Here is a 16,388-nt window from a genome sequence, read left to right as displayed (position 1 = left end):
TCTCTATCAACACCGGCCTGAAAAAGATGCTGGTTTCCTGGACAGTGGTGGTGGCTGTGAGGATAGGGTGCTTAGATAAGATACAAATTAGAAACAATATACAGGCGCAGGGAGCCCGCATGGATGATCTGTCACCTTCCGACCTGAAAACTATTCTCCACTCGAAGCGCGCCAATCTCTACTACCTGCAACATTGCCGTGTATTGGTGAACGGCGGGCGTGTCGAGTACGTCACCGATGAAGGCAGCCGGTCGCGCTACTGGAATATCCCGATAGCCAATACGACGTCGTTGCTGCTCGGAACCGGTACCTCGATTACCCAGGCGGCGATGCGGGAACTGTCCAAGGCGGGTGTGCTGGTGGGCTTCTGTGGCGGCGGCGGTACACCCCTGTTCGCCGCCAATGAGATAGATGTCGATGTTGCCTGGTTGACACCGCAGAGCGAGTATCGCCCCACCGAATATCTGCAGCACTGGGTGCGTTTCTGGTTCGATGATGAAAAACGCCTGGAGGCAGCGAAGGCCTTCCAACTAGCGCGCTTGAAGAGGATCGAAGCGCTGTGGGCGGACCGTTTTCTCACGGAGGCCGGCTTTACCGTCTCGGCGGATGCGCTCCATCAGGCGTTGGCAACGCATCGCGATGCCATTGCCATGTCGCCCAGCACGACTGATCTGCTTACCCTGGAAGCGCGCCTGACCAAGTTTCTTTTCAAGCTGGCGACTCGTGCAGTGAACTACGGCGATTTCACTCGGGCTAAGCGTGGAAGCGGCACTGATCCCGCTAACCGCTTCCTCGATCACGGTAACTATCTGGCCTATGGCCTGGCGGCAAGTGCCACTTGGGTTCTCGGCATTCCGCATGGTCTGGCCGTGTTGCATGGCAAGACACGCCGAGGTGGGCTCGTGTTTGACGTCGCCGACCTGGTCAAGGATGCCGTGATCCTACCCCAGGCGTTTATCTCTGCCATGCAGGGAGACGAGGAGCAGGAGTTTCGTCAGGCGTGTATCGAACGGCTGACGCGCACTGAGTCGCTCGACTTCATGATCGATTCTCTCAAGGGCATTGCGCTCGATCTTGGTGGGCCCGGCGCATGAATGTATTGTTGGTCTCCCAGTGCAGCAAGAACGCGCTCAAGGAGACGCGTCGGATTCTCGATCAGTTTGCCGAGCGGCGAGGCGATCGCACATGGCAGACGCCGATTACCCAGGCAGGGCTAGATACGCTCAGGAGGCTACTCCGCAAGAAGGCGCGCAAGAATACCGCCGTGGCCTGCCACTGGATTCGGGGGCGCGACCATAGCGAACTGATCTGGATCGTCGGTGATGCCAACCGCTTCAACCCACAGGGAGCGGTACCCACCAACACGACTTCCCGGGATATCCTGCGCCGCAGCGATGAAAACGACTGGCATACCGGCGAAGACATCCTGTTGCTGGCTGCCATGGCCGCGCTTCTGCACGATCTGGGTAAGGCATGCGAGGCCTTTCAGCGTCGGCTCTTAGGCAAGCTTGAGGGACGTAACCTCTACCGCCATGAATGGATCTCACTCCGCCTGTTCCAGGCCTTCGTAGGTGATGATGACGATACGGGCTGGCTGACTCGCTTGGCGGAGGAGGGTAGAACCGCGGACGAATCGACTTGGCTGGCGCGACTGGAGCGCGATGGATTGGATGGCATCCCCAAGTCGCCATTTCAAAGCCTACCCCCTTTGGCCGCGGCCATTGGTTGGCTGATCGTCACCCATCACCGCTTACCCTTGATGCCGGGGGACAAGTCCCATTCCGGTCCTGAATCAGCTCGCTGGGGGAGAGAGAAGCCCGTATTCCGGGCGGACCAGTTACGAGACCTGCCTGCCACGATCTCTGCTGACTGGAACGAGATCGCCGACAGCCAGGACAAGAAGCAACAGGCACTCTACTGGACTTTCAAGCACGGCCTGCCAGTGACCACGGACAAGTGGCGTGAGCGTGCGCGGCATCTGGCACAGCGACTCCTGAAGCGTCCATTGCCTGATCGATCCTGGCTGGATGATCCATATGCCATCCACCTGGCTCGGCTTAGCCTGATGCTGGCTGATCACTACTATTCCAGCCTGGAAGAGCTGCGCCACCGGGTCAGAGGGGAAGCGGGGTATCCTCTGCACGCCAATACCATTCGCAAGACAGGCCAGCTCAACCAGCCGCTCGACGAACATATATTGGGCGTCGAGAAGCATGCCGCGGCCGTCGCCAGGGCGCTGCCAAGCCTCACCAGCCACCTTCCGAGACTGGCTCGCCACAAGGGTTTTCGCAAGCGCAGCGATCACCCACGCTTCCGCTGGCAGGACCGAGCCTATGATCTCGCCCAGGGGCTACGTGAGCGCAGTGAGCGGCAAGGGTTCTTCGGTATCAACATGGCCTCGACAGGTTGTGGCAAGACCTTGGCCAACGGGCGGATTCTCTATGCCCTGGCGGACCCGCAACAGGGTGCGCGTTTCAGTGTGGCACTGGGCCTGCGCACCTTGACGTTGCAGACTGGTCAGGCCTACCGCGAGCGGCTCAATCTGGGCGAGGACGAGCTGGCGGTACGGGTCGGCGGTAGCGCCAACCGTGCTCTGTTTGAACACTACGAACGGGAGGCCGAGAAGAGTGGATCGGCCTCCGTGCAGCAGTTGATCGAGGAGGACGGACATGTGGTTTTCGATGGCAATTTCGAGAGCCACCCGGTGCTGCGGCGGCTCAACGATGATTTCGGCACCCGGCCACTGATTGCCGCCCCGATCCTGGTATGCACCGTCGACCACCTGATGCCGGCCACCGAGAGTACCCGAGGTGGTCGCCAGATTGCGCCGATGCTGCGGTTGATGAGCAGCGATCTGGTGCTGGATGAGATCGACGATTTCGATGTCAACGACCTGCCCGCGCTAACCCGGTTGGTGCACTGGGCGGGATTGCTGGGGTCGCGGGTACTGCTCTCCTCAGCCACTCTGCCGCCGGCGCTGGTACGGGGGCTGTATGAGGCCTATCGCAATGGGCGCGAACACTACCAGCGCAATCGAGGCGTGCCCGGTCTGCCGGTGGATATCTGCTGTGCCTGGTTCGATGAGCATGATCGACAGCATGCGGACTGTGCCAACGGTGAAGCCTTCGCTGAGGCGCATCGGCAGTTCGCGGTGCGGCGATACGGGCGCTTGGCCTCAGACGCTATAAGGCGCCGCGCCGAGCTGGTGCCTATGGATGGATTGGGCAAGACCCCAGAGGGGATAAGGCAAGCATTGGCCGAACGGCTGCGTGAGCATGCCACGGCTTTGCATGAGCGCCACCACAGCATCGACCCGCATAGCGGCAAGCGTATCAGTTTCGGGTTGATTCGCCTGGCCAATATCGAGCCGATCTTCGATGTGGCTCTGGCGCTCTATCGTCTGGGCGCTATGGAAGGGCAGCGCATCCATCTGTGTGTCTACCACTCCCAGCATCCGCTGCTGATTCGCTCGGCTATCGAACGACGCCTCGACCGTACTCTCGACCGCCGTTATGCCGATGCCGTGTTCGATCTGCCGGAGGTGCGCCGTTGCCTCGAGGCTTCAGTGGAAGCGGACCAGATCTTTATCGTGCTTGGCTCCCCGGTGACCGAGGTTGGCCGTGACCACGACTACGACTGGGCCATCGTCGAGCCCTCCTCCATGCGATCCATCATTCAGCTCGCCGGGCGGGTGCGGCGCCATCGCGAGGGTGAGTGCGCCACGCCCAATATCCTGCTGCTTGATACCAACCTGAAGCACTTGGAGAGCCCGGGCGACTTGGCATTTCGCCGCCCCGGTTTCGAGACGTCTCAGGAGTGGGCGCTCAGCAGCCACTCCCTGCGGGAACTGCTGCAGCCTGAGGAGTGGCAGGTCATCGACGCCAGGCCGCGGATCGTCACACAGGATGCACTCAAGCCGCATGAAAGCCTTGTTGATCTCGAGCATGCGCGCTTGCAGGCCGCCATGGTCGAACCTCCCGCCAAGGTACTGAGCAAGCGTGAATTGCGTGCCATGAAGGAGCCGCCGCCGCCATCACTGGGTGCCTATACCTGGTACGCCATGCCACGCGTCCACCTGCTGGGGGTGATGCCGCAGTGCCAGCCGTTTCGTGAGCAAACCACACTCCAGGAGGAACTCATACTCAAGCCGGACGAGAGCGGTGAGGAGTGGGTTCTACACCGCGTCCACAAGGGAGCCAGACGCGGCGAAAGTCTCTATGTGCCGGTCGAAGAGAGCTTGCTGACCCGCATCGACCTGGACACCGTGGGGGGCGAGCGCATCCAGCCGTGGGGGGAAGCGGACTATATGGAGGCATTGGTGCAGTTGGCCGACAAACTGGAATTGCCGTTGGAGGTAGCCGCGCGGAAGTTCGGCACCGTGACGGTACCCGAGAACCGGCAAGGATGGCGTTATCACGCTGCCTTGGGGTTCACCAAGCGCAAGTAAGGTGGGCCGGCGTAGGCCGGCCCACCTGCTGCTTGTTCAGCAGCATATCTACTGCGTTGGCTACAAGCCGCTAGTTTCTGAGCTGCTTATTCAGCAGAACCGTTAGTTGCAGTATTTGTAGGTAACTACGTGATGGTAACAACCGAAAGCTTTCTCGACAGAAGTTTTCTGCTGTGCATTTTGAATGCTTGTTTGTATTGATATGGCTTCAAGCAGCTAGGGTTGACTTTATGAGTGAAGGCGCCTAGCCTTATAAAGGTGCCTGTGGTGGTGGTGCCACACCACCACAGGCGTTGGCCTCGGGTAGTCCTGAGTCACCTGAATCTGCCAGGCCTGAGCAGATAGGAGGTTGCGAAGCGTGATTGGCTACCACGTGACGTTATTAGTCGAGTGACGGGCTTTGCCCGTCCTACCTTACGTCCCGAGGCAGCGTTGCTTCGGGGCATATTCTACATGAACCGTACCGATTCCCAAGAGGGGATCAAGAAGGATGCGATATGCCTGCTGATTCTCCCCCTTCAGGGGCGCCCGCCGGCCTTCGCGCCTTGATCGAAGGTTTCCTTCAGGAACGCTTCGATGCCAAGGCCGAAAAGCTTGCGCCCGATGCCCCCAAGCGTGATGAGCTGGTCGCGCAATTTCAGTTCGATACCTGGATCAACGATGCCGCGCGGCGAGTCGGCCAGCTTCAGGTTGTCACTCACTCGCTGAAGCCGATCCATCCTGATGCCAAGGGCACCAATCTCTACGTACCTCCAGAGTCGCTATCCGCTCATCCAGCGGTGGGCAGTCATGTGCTACCAGCGGATTTCCTGGGCGATGTGGTTGGCAATGCCGCCGCGCTGGATGTCTACAAGTTTCTCAAGCTCGAATACCAGGGGAAATCGCTTCTGGAGCGAGTGCTGGAGAACGACGCCAAACTTGCCGCTGCCCTAAGCGACGATGCCGATCAGGCCCAAGGCTGGATGCAAGCTTTCGCTGCCATTACTGAGCAACGCGGCGGAGAGACCTCGCATACCCGAGCCAAGCAGCTCTACTGGCTGGTGGGCGAAGACCCTGCCGATAACGGCGATTACCACCTACTGGCACCGCTCTATGCCACATCCTTGGCGCATAAGGTGTTCCTGGTCATCAATGAGGACCGTTTTGGCGAAGCGGCCAAGGCGGCGCGTAAGGCGCGTCGTGAAGGAGAATTTTCTGAGGCGGGATATCACGACTACCCCAGTCTGGCGGTGCAGAAGCTGGGGGGAACCAAGCCACAGAACATATCCCAGTTGAATAGCGAGCGGGGCGGTAACAACTACCTGCTGGCCTCGCTGCCGCCGCGCTGGGCTTCTCAGGGTATCAAGGCGCCGCTGTTGACCGATTCGGTATTTCCACGATTCGGTCGGCGACGTGAGGTCAAGCGTTTGGTTAGCGATCTAAGACGCTTCCTTGAGTCCACCCCATCGAACGATTACCAGACCCGTGATCTACGCGATGACCTGAACGCGGCGCTGATGGATGAGCTGATGTTGTTCACCATGCAGCTCCATGGCCTGCCGCCTGGATGGAGCGATGACGATAAATGCCGCCTGCCTGCTGAAGAGACTTATTGGCTAGACCCCGGCCGAGCGGAAGCCGACGAGGCGTTTCGTGAGGCACGTGAGTCGACGGACTGGGAGAGCGACATCAGGCAGCGCTTCGCCAACTGGCTAAATCATGCGCTCGGTCGAAAGTTGCCTCTGGGTGATACCGAGCATCGCCACTGGTCTCGGGAGCTGGAGCGCGATGAGACCTACCAGCGCTGGCTGGAACGTGACCGCCGCTGGGCTGAGTCGCTCGATCACGAACTGGATGACTGGCAGGGAGGCCTTGGCCATGAGTGAGGTTCAAAATCTTCTGATACTGCCCCGCCTGCGGGTGCAGAACGCCAATACCATCTCCAGCCAGATGACCTGGGGCTTCCCTGCCATGAGCGCCTTCGTCGGTCTGATGCATGCGCTGGAGCGCAAGCTGGCGGCCAGCGAAGTTGCTTTGCTGTTCGACGGTGTCGGTGTCATTTGTCACGACTTCGAGGCTCAGGCGACAGAGGGAGGCTTTACCCGCACTTTCCATCTGACACGAAACCCGGTCGACCGGAGCGGTGGCACTGCGGCCATTGTCGAGGAGGGGCGAGTTCACCTCGATATTACCCTGGTCTTTGCCGTTCGCGGGGACGCCTGCGGTGGTAACGAAGCCGAGCGTGGTGCTCTGGCCAAGGAGGTGGCCGAGATCGTCGCGGGCATGCGTATCGCCGGTGGGAGCGTGATCCCGGCGCTGCCGGGCCGAATCTCCCGTTCACGCCCGGCACTGACTCCTCTGGGGGAAGCCGGTGAGGAGCGCGATGAACAGTTCAGGCGACTCAAGCGGCGCTGGCTACCGGGTTTCACGCTGGTGTCCCGCGATGACTTGCTGGCGCAGCGCTTTGAGGAAATGCGTGAGGCCAGCCCCGTTGCCACCATATTGGACGCCTGGCTAGATCTGTCACGTCTTAACCATGAATGCCACCTCAAGCCGGTGGAGAGCGCCCAGGGTGAAATATATGACGAAGTGAGCTGGGAGATTCGCCGACCGCCTGGTTGGATCGTGCCGATCCCGATCGGCTATGGCGCGCTGTCCGAGGTCTTCGAGCCGGGTACGGTCGCCAATTCACGCGATGCCGAAACGCCTTTCCGCTTTGTCGAAAGCCTTTACTCCATCGGGCAGTGGATCAGTCCGCATCGGCTGCAGCGTCCCGAAGAGCTGCTCTGGTATGTAGACAACGATCTCGATGCCGGCCTCTATCGACTCAATAACGACTATCACAATCGCTCAACAACCGCATAACGACAGGGAAACCAATCATGGCCAAGAACGATACCCTCAAGACTGCTTCCGTCCTCGCCTTCGAGCGCAAGCTCGACCCATCCGACGCGCTGTTTAGCACCGGTGCCTGGGATGACCGAGCTCAATATACACAGTGGAGTGGTATCCCGGTGCGCGAAAAATCGGTCCGTGGAACCATCTCTAACCGGCTGAAGGCCAAGGACCAGGATCCGGCCAAGCTAGATGCTGCCATCGAAAACCCCAATCTGCAGACGGTCGATGTTGCAGCGCTTCCCCACGATGTCGATACCCTAGCGGTGCACTTTACCTTGCGGGTGCTGGCGGGTGCTGGGAAGCCATCGGCCTGTAACAATGCCGAGTATCAGCACAAGCTGAAGCAAACCGTGGCGAGCTATATCAGCGAGTACGGCTTTGGCGAACTTGCTCACCGATACGCCTGTAATCTCGCCAATGGTCGCTTCCTGTGGCGCAATCGTGTCGGCGCTGAAGAGATCGAAGTTGTCATCAGCCAGATGAAGGATGGGCAAGCGGAAAAGCAGTGGACCTTCGACGCTCTCGAGCACTCGCTGCGTGACTTTGAAGGCAGCAAGGCCACTCGTGAGCTAGGCAGCCTCATGAACGAGGCGCTGTCTGGCGAGCGTTATCTGCTGCTGGATGTGGTGGCCTTTGCCCGGGTTGGTGCCGGTCAAGAGGTGTTCCCTTCACAGGAGCTGATTCTCGACCGCTCACGAGGTGACAAGAGCAAGACGCTATACAGCATCGGAGATGAAAAAATCGCTGCCATTCACTCTCAGAAGTTGGGCAATGCCCTGCGCACCATCGATACCTGGTATCCGGCACCGGAAGACGGCAGTGACCTCGGCCCAATCGCCGTTGAGCCCTATGGCTCGGTCACCACCCAGGGTAGCGCCTACCGACAGCCGAAACAGAAGGTGGATTTCTACAACCTGCTTGATAACTGGCTGCTCAAGGATCAGGTGCCCTCTACCGAACAGCAGCACTTTGTCATGGCAACCCTTATCCGCGGTGGCGTCTTCGGCGATGCGGGGTAAGCCATCATGGATCACTATCTCGATATTCGTCTGCGGCCCGATCCGGACTTTCCGGCGTCCATTTTGATGGGAGCGCTCTACAGCAAGCTGCATCGGGCACTGCATGATCTATCGGCCAATGACATTGGCGTGAGTTTCCCCGACCACAAGACCGGAGTACGTGCGCGCACGCCAGGCGACCGGCTTCGGTTGCATGGCGAGCAGGCTCGGCTTGAGCAGTTGATGGCGATTTCGTGGCTCACCGGCATGCGTGATCACGTAACGCTTGAAGCCGCTCAGCGAGTACCTGCCGAGGCACAGCATCGGATCGTTCGTCGTCGACAGTTCAATACCGGGAGTCCTAGCCGTTCGAAGCGTTATGCCAAGCGGCATGGCATCGAAATCGAAGAGGCTCAGCGCTTGATGGAAACGCCTGCCGCGCGGCAGATCGCCCTGCCTTTCGTGCAGGTCAGCAGCCGCTCCAGCGGGCAGCGCTTCGCGCTATTCATCGAGCATGGCCAAGCCCAATCGGAATCAGTCGCTGGGCGCTTCAATCATTATGGATTGAGCAATGAGGCAACGGTGCCCTGGTTCTAACCCTTTTTTTGGGAGATTCATTAGATTTGGCAAAATCAAGTAGTTACTAACGCCTCTCTGAAAAGGGAGGCGTTGTTCTATCAAGCCATTGCTCTTTAACAATCAGTCGCTTATCTTTATATCGTTCTAGTGCGCTGCCGCCCAGGCAGCTCAGAAATCCTAGGGATCTGCGCACGTGGGTTTCAGCGGGTGCGCTGCCGCCCAGGCAGCTCAGAAAATCAGCCTGAGCCCCGCCCTGGAGGACCTGGTGTGCGCTGCCGCCCAGGCAGCTCAGAAAGTCACCGGCGACATCGCCCACGCCCTCAACACGTGCGCTGCCGCCCAGGCAGCTCAGAAAAAGATGCTTCTCGCCGCCGCGGGCTATCTGCTGTGCGCTGCCGCCCAGGCAGCTCAGAAAAGCAAGGAGCCCGCGAGATCGGCAGACAAGAAGTGCGCTGCCGCCCAGGCAGCTCAGAAAAGCAGGCGGTCACTGGGCGGCAATGCCGAGTAGTGCGCTGCCGCCCAGGCAGCTCAGAAACAGTCGTCGAGCGCCTCGAGGTCGCGATCCTCGTGCGCTGCCGCCCAGGCAGCTCAGAAAAGAGCGACATCATTGGTCGTGTGCGCGTGACCGTGCGCTGCCGCCCAGGCAGCTCAGAAACGCATCGCCCGACCACATCGCGCTGCTCGAGAGTGCGCTGCCGCCCAGGCAGCTCAGAAAGAAAAGCTCCAGACCGCTCCAGATCACGGAACGTGCGCTGCCGCCCAGGCAGCTCAGAAAAGGTAGCTGAACCGGGTCTCGATGAACTGAAGGTGCGCTGCCGCCCAGGCAGCTCAGAAAATCGGTGATGATCAGGTCGCCACTGTTGACCCGTGCGCTGCCGCCCAGGCAGCTCAGAAAATGATTCGCAGGCAGTCGCTCTTCCTGATGCCGTGCGCTGCCGCCCAGGCAGCTCAGAAACTGATAACAGTTATATGTCGGTGGGTCATAACGTGCGCTGCCGCCCAGGCAGCTCAGAAAATGCAGCAGCATAGCGGCGGTGCTGCTGGCCGGTGCGCTGCCGCCCAGGCAGCTCAGAAAAGCCTCGCATCTTGAAAATTCTGCTCCAATACGTGCGCTGCCGCCCAGGCAGCTCAGAAAAGCGAGATCGGCGATGCTGATGTCTCCATGGCGTGCGCTGCCGCCCAGGCAGCTCAGAAAAGCAGGCCTTGCCGATGAAGTCTTCGAGCTTCGTGCGCTGCCGCCCAGGCAGCTCAGAAAGTCAATCCGCACGCGATGTGGAACCAGATCATGTGCGCTGCCGCCCAGGCAGCTCAGAAACTGGCCAAGCACTACGGCGACCGCGGGCAACAGTGCGCTGCCGCCCAGGCAGCTCAGAAAAGGGTGGCGCGAGCCTGCTGGGCCAGGCCGGGGTGCGCTGCCGCCCAGGCAGCTCAGAAACGCTACCCGGGTGGTTGGCGGTATGCACGGCGGTGCGCTGCCGCCCAGGCAGCTCAGAAAATGTCGACGCTGCAGCGGCTGATCGCCGAAGAGTGCGCTGCCGCCCAGGCAGCTCAGAAAGAGAAGGTGGGCAGCCTGATCGATCGTTACGAGTGCGCTGCCGCCCAGGCAGCTCAGAAAAGAAATTGTAGAGGGTACATTAGACACCCTATGTGCGCTGCCGCCCAGGCAGCTCAGAAAAGGGGCGTTGTGAGCAGGCTGCCTTTCCACTGGTGCGCTGCCGCCCAGGCAGCTCAGAAAAACCACCCGCCACCCATCCCGTCCCGAGAACCGTGCGCTGCCGCCCAGGCAGCTCAGAAATGCTCGAGGCGCTGGATTGTCGACGCGATAACGTGCGCTGCCGCCCAGGCAGCTCAGAAAAGGCCAACCGGCATGCCGTGGGTGGCCTGCTCGTGCGCTGCCGCCCAGGCAGCTCAGAAAAATGGCCACCGCGCTGGTGGCGTCATTGAGGCGTGCGCTGCCGCCCAGGCAGCTCAGAAAGGAAGCCGACACGAAGGCTCGATTGCCAATGGGTGCGCTGCCGCCCAGGCAGCTCAGAAAGCGAACAATTCGGCCCAGAGGCCTGGCCGATCGTGCGCTGCCGCCCAGGCAGCTCAGAAACCAGGGTGCGCACCGGCCCGACAGCGCACACGGTGCGCTGCCGCCCAGGCAGCTCAGAAAAAAAATCTGTAACTCCGATATCAGTGATTGTAGTGCGCTGCCGCCCAGGCAGCTCAGAAATCATCGCCAGTCGCGTAGGTGTCCGAACTACTGTGCGCTGCCGCCCAGGCAGCTCAGAAACGAGATACCTGACCAGAGATCGTCACGGATGGGTGCGCTGCCGCCCAGGCAGCTCAGAAACACAAAGGCGTCTAGCTCAGGGTACTCAGAAGGTGCGCTGCCGCCCAGGCAGCTCAGAAAAATTAGTGCCGTCGCTGCTAGTGATAACAGTGGTGCGCTGCCGCCCAGGCAGCTCAGAAAAGAAATAACAGTGCCGCTATCGCCCACCACAAGTGCGCTGCCGCCCAGGCAGCTCAGAAACAATACCAACCTTCTTTTCGTTTATTCATACCGTGCGCTGCCGCCCAGGCAGCTCAGAAAAGTCCTCGCCATCGGTGTCACGAATGATGTTGGTGCGCTGCCGCCCAGGCAGCTCAGAAAAGGGGCTCGGCCCGGCGTTTAGGTCTCTGCAAGTGCGCTGCCGCCCAGGCAGCTCAGAAATTCGGCGCAGCATTAACCGCATATATGACGAAGTGCGCTGCCGCCCAGGCAGCTCAGAAACACACAAAGGCGTTGATTTCTCTTTGCGTTGAGTGCGCTGCCGCCCAGGCAGCTCAGAAAAATCGCCTCGCCGCCTCCCTCGCTACCCTATCGTGCGCTGCCGCCCAGGCAGCTCAGAAATGACACAGCAGCGAGGCCGTTCATCGCCGCCTGTGCGCTGCCGCCCAGGCAGCTCAGAAACTGATATGACAATCCCAGCTCGTGCAGGTAGTGTGCGCTGCCGCCCAGGCAGCTCAGAAACGCAAGGCGGCCGAGGCTGAGGGCGTCGTCATGTGCGCTGCCGCCCAGGCAGCTCAGAAAGCCGGCATCACCGGCTACTGGGCGTACTGGTTGTGCGCTGCCGCCCAGGCAGCTCAGAAAATCCGGGCTGCCCGTCGAGAGGTTGACGAATTGTGCGCTGCCGCCCAGGCAGCTCAGAAATGCCTCGATGGCTTGCAGAAGCCTACGGCCGCGTGCGCTGCCGCCCAGGCAGCTCAGAAATAAAGTCGGCTTTGACAGGGAGGCAGTCGCTAGTGCGCTGCCGCCCAGGCAGCTCAGAAATATGAAAACAGCGGGCATGTCAGATAGGTTTTGTGCGCTGCCGCCCAGGCAGCTCAGAAATAGCGGGGCTGCGTGGCGTACCAGTGCCTAGCGTGCGCTGCCGCCCAGGCAGCTCAGAAAGTCCGGATCAACGTACTCGAGTGACTCAATGGGTGCGCTGCCGCCCAGGCAGCTCAGAAACAGTGGGATAACAGCCTCTCGGCCGTGCAGTTGTGCGCTGCCGCCCAGGCAGCTCAGAAAAATGATGCCGCCAAGCGCCGCTCCCTTTGGGCGTGCGCTGCCGCCCAGGCAGCTCAGAAATCGAGAGTGTGATTGTGGAAAACGCCGTTGGGGTGCGCTGCCGCCCAGGCAGCTCAGAAACGACGCCTTGCGCATGGATGGCGTGCCCTTACGTGCGCTGCCGCCCAGGCAGCTCAGAAATGGCTGAAGGTGCCGAGCAGCTCGTCGGCCTCGTGCGCTGCCGCCCAGGCAGCTCAGAAAAGCTCGACACGCCCGGCGCTGATGTCCGTCGCGTGCGCTGCCGCCCAGGCAGCTCAGAAACAGTATTTCGAGCTGCGCTGGCCGGGCTCGACGTGCGCTGCCGCCCAGGCAGCTCAGAAATTGCGGGAAACGGAGAAGTTAGGAAGTTTAACGTGCGCTGCCGCCCAGGCAGCTCAGAAATGCGCCTCCCATGGCGTCATGTGCGTTGATGTGTGCGCTGCCGCCCAGGCAGCTCAGAAAGATGGATCAGAGACGGCTGACGACTTCCGCGCGTGCGCTGCCGCCCAGGCAGCTCAGAAACGCAAAAGCGTCGACAAATGCTCGGTCAATATGTGCGCTGCCGCCCAGGCAGCTCAGAAATTCGGCCATCCGTGCTCGCGCAGCAGGGTGCTGTGCGCTGCCGCCCAGGCAGCTCAGAAAATACCCTTGTGCGAGTTCTCGTAGAAGCGCTGGTGCGCTGCCGCCCAGGCAGCTCAGAAATGGGTCGTCTCAGCAAACGCCGGCGCCAGCTCGTGCGCTGCCGCCCAGGCAGCTCAGAAAGTCAGCGTCCGGTGTGAGGGCGTTGGCCTCTGGTGCGCTGCCGCCCAGGCAGCTCAGAAAAGGACGAAGGGCCGTTTCGTGACACCCTGACTGTGCGCTGCCGCCCAGGCAGCTCAGAAATGCACAACAGATAGCGCATCCTCAAAAGCATTGTGCGCTGCCGCCCAGGCAGCTCAGAAAAGCCATCGAAACGATCACTCATTACCTAACCCGTGCGCTGCCGCCCAGGCAGCTCAGAAAACTCAGGTTGCGGCGCAGTCCGTTCATGGAAAGTGCGCTGCCGCCCAGGCAGCTCAGAAAGTCACGCTTGTAGATAGTTACAAACGGGGAGTGTGCGCTGCCGCCCAGGCAGCTCAGAAATTGGCCTCGATGGACTTGATGTCCTTCAAGGTGTGCGCTGCCGCCCAGGCAGCTCAGAAAAGCACCTGCTCGCAACCCAGGCCGAATACTGCGTGCGCTGCCGCCCAGGCAGCTCAGAAATCGAGGAAGACCTGGTCGGCGATCTTGCGGGTGTGCGCTGCCGCCCAGGCAGCTCAGAAATGGATAGAAAGAGTCTCAGCATCAAATACAGTGTGCGCTGCCGCCCAGGCAGCTCAGAAACCATTCTCCTATTCGCAGTCGCATTCGTCAGCGTGCGCTGCCGCCCAGGCAGCTCAGAAAAATGGCTGGGCGTGCAGGGGTCGATGGGGAATGTGCGCTGCCGCCCAGGCAGCTCAGAAAATCGGCGGGCGCGGTGAGTGGGGTGCGCTGCCGTGCGCTGCCGCCCAGGCAGCTCAGAAATGGAGGCGTGCGACCTCGTCGTTGTAGTCGGCGTGCGCTGCCGCCCAGGCAGCTCAGAAAGGCAAGCGGCTGCTCAGGTATCAGTAGTCACCGTGCGCTGCCGCCCAGGCAGCTCAGAAACAGTCATCGCTAAAGGAGGAGCTTTGCATGAAAGTGCGCTGCCGCCCAGGCAGCTCAGAAATGGGTGGCGAGAGCCCTGTTTCAACAGAGGGAGTGCGCTGCCGCCCAGGCAGCTCAGAAAATCCAGCACCATCGTGGTCGCACCCTCGGCCAGTGCGCTGCCGCCCAGGCAGCTCAGAAATTCTGATTCGCTGCTGCGCCATGGCAAGCCCGGTGCGCTGCCGCCCAGGCAGCTCAGAAACTCTCTGCTGGCGCCATGAACCGGCGCTCGTGGTGCGCTGCCGCCCAGGCAGCTCAGAAAGATTCGCGTCGAGTGGCAAGACAAGCGAGTGAGTGCGCTGCCGCCCAGGCAGCTCAGAAAAGTTGGCTGCGTGATGGCTGCCCTCCAGCATCGTGCGCTGCCGCCCAGGCAGCTCAGAAAACAATGCGAGCAAAAATAGATTGACATACTCTGTGCGCTGCCGCCCAGGCAGCTCAGAAAACCGGCAACAGGTCGCCTGACCTAGGCTTGTAGTGCGCTGCCGCCCAGGCAGCTCAGAAAATGAGTCGATCACTGGGCACCCTGACGCTCGAGTGCGCTGCCGCCCAGGCAGCTCAGAAATGGAAGTGGATATCGGAAATCATGGCGTGGAAGTGCGCTGCCGCCCAGGCAGCTCAGAAAATCGGCTCGTTCATCGGTAGCGCGCTGGGCGGGTGCGCTGCCGCCCAGGCAGCTCAGAAATCATCAGTGGTGCGCGGATCGCGCATCAACTTGTGCGCTGCCGCCCAGGCAGCTCAGAAATGGTCGCTCGACCCCAATGTGCTACGCACCCTGTGCGCTGCCGCCCAGGCAGCTCAGAAAGGACGCAACGGCGACGACGGCGCCGAGACGATGTGCGCTGCCGCCCAGGCAGCTCAGAAATTGCTCAGTAGTGCGCATCGACTCATCTATGCGTGCGCTGCCGCCCAGGCAGCTCAGAAAAAGTACGCCGAGCAGACGAGCACCCTGACCAAGTGCGCTGCCGCCCAGGCAGCTCAGAAATGAGACCGCCATCTTGAAACCATCAAGGACTAGTGCGCTGCCGCCCAGGCAGCTCAGAAAAGCCATAGCGTCGTCTTGTTGTCGCCAAAGCCGTGCGCTGCCGCCCAGGCAGCTCAGAAAACAAGGGCCGCTGGCCGTGAGGCTGTGCATTGGTGCGCTGCCGCCCAGGCAGCTCAGAAATGCCAGGCGTGGCGCAGGCGGTCGTTCCAGCGGTGCGCTGCCGCCCAGGCAGCTCAGAAACTCCCAACCGCTGGCTGATGGCGGCGATTAGTTGTGCGCTGCCGCCCAGGCAGCTCAGAAAGAGCCGACAGCGCCCACACCCTGTATCTCTGAGTGCGCTGCCGCCCAGGCAGCTCAGAAAGTAGCTGAACTCCATCGCCAGGGGGTCGGGGTGTGCGCTGCCGCCCAGGCAGCTCAGAAAACCGAGCACCTGACCGCGCAGAACCTGCCCATGTGCGCTGCCGCCCAGGCAGCTCAGAAAGCGCCGGCCCCGGCGCCACCATCGACACCCAGGTGCGCTGCCGCCCAGGCAGCTCAGAAACACCCGGCTCTACCCGTTCGGCGAGGCGCCCCGTGCGCTGCCGCCCAGGCAGCTCAGAAATCGTTGATGAGGTCTTGCGCTTCAACGAGATCGTGCGCTGCCGCCCAGGCAGCTCAGAAACAGTTGTCCACGTCCCACAGCCCGCCGCCGAGGTGCGCTGCCGCCCAGGCAGCTCAGAAACTCTCTTGAAGCAGGTCGTAGAGTGTCGCCAGGTGCGCTGCCGCCCAGGCAGCTCAGAAAAGCAAGCGCTACCTCGCTTCCGTGCTCAACCAGTGCGCTGCCGCCCAGGCAGCTCAGAAAACCAAGAGTGACACTGTTGCCGGCGGCGTCACGTGCACTGCCGCTCAGGCAGCTCAGAAATATCGGGGCGGGCTCAACGGATGACCCTACCGTAGGGACAGGAGGTGACAATCCGACCTCGCCAGCGTGGGTTCAAGGTTACTCGGTGGAAGCGTGCTCATGAAGAAACTTCAGTGAGGAGCGTGGCCGTTGGTGTTCATCGCCAAGGTTGGCGACACCGTGGTCGCGAGCTAAAGCTGCCTCCAACAGCGTTCTTTTCTTATGTGGATGGACGGCGGCCAGGGGCGTTTCGTTTTCACGCCGTGTCATGGCCGTGGGGAGCGGCGGTGGGGAGTGCCGCGTTGGTGCTCATCGCCAAGGTTTGGCGACACCGCGGTCGCGAGCTAAAGCTGCCTCCAACAGCGTTCTTT

6 protein-coding genes and 1 CRISPR repeat array are annotated in these 16,388 nt (G+C 61.1%); all 6 genes read left to right on the top strand.

The features are described 5' to 3' along the window. Positions 1–119: 119 nt before the first annotated feature. A complete protein-coding gene (cas1f, locus tag KZO25_RS10815; RefSeq protein WP_223137096.1) occupies positions 120–1,094 on the top strand; it encodes a type I-F CRISPR-associated endonuclease Cas1f in 975 nt (324 codons plus the stop codon). Further along, on the top strand, positions 1,091–4,447 hold the full coding sequence (gene cas3f, locus KZO25_RS10810) for a type I-F CRISPR-associated helicase Cas3f (RefSeq protein ID WP_223136975.1): 3,357 nt from the start codon (positions 1,091–1,093) through the stop codon (positions 4,445–4,447). Before cas1f ends, cas3f begins: the two co-directional genes overlap by 4 nt. 497 nt (positions 4,448–4,944) lie before the next feature. Beyond that, positions 4,945–6,312, top strand: a complete 1,368-nt coding sequence (csy1, locus tag KZO25_RS10805) for a type I-F CRISPR-associated protein Csy1 (RefSeq protein ID WP_223136974.1) — start codon at positions 4,945–4,947, stop codon at positions 6,310–6,312. Further along, entirely contained in the window at positions 6,305–7,291 is a 987-nt protein-coding gene (gene csy2, locus KZO25_RS10800; RefSeq protein ID WP_223136973.1) for a type I-F CRISPR-associated protein Csy2, read from the top strand. Before csy1 ends, csy2 begins: the two co-directional genes overlap by 8 nt. Before the next feature lie 17 nt (positions 7,292–7,308). Continuing rightward, complete coding sequence (csy3, locus tag KZO25_RS10795; protein ID WP_223136972.1) at positions 7,309–8,343, top strand: type I-F CRISPR-associated protein Csy3; 1,035 nt, start codon at positions 7,309–7,311, stop codon at positions 8,341–8,343. A 6-nt stretch (positions 8,344–8,349) separates the two neighbouring features. Further along, positions 8,350–8,919, top strand: coding sequence for a type I-F CRISPR-associated endoribonuclease Cas6/Csy4 (gene cas6f, locus KZO25_RS10790; RefSeq protein ID WP_223136971.1), 570 nt, complete (start codon positions 8,350–8,352; stop codon positions 8,917–8,919). 129 nt (positions 8,920–9,048) lie between these two features. Further along, a CRISPR array of direct repeats spans positions 9,049–16,038; the repeat unit is 28 nt; unit sequence GTGCGCTGCCGCCCAGGCAGCTCAGAAA. Between the last annotated feature and the right edge of the window lie 350 nt (positions 16,039–16,388).

This window comes from Halomonas sp. ANAO-440 (assembly GCF_019915905.1).
Taxonomy (GTDB): domain Bacteria; phylum Pseudomonadota; class Gammaproteobacteria; order Pseudomonadales; family Halomonadaceae; genus Halomonas; species Halomonas chromatireducens.
The sequence above is the reverse complement of the archived record's forward strand: the minus strand, read 5'-3'. Positions and strand labels throughout refer to the sequence as shown.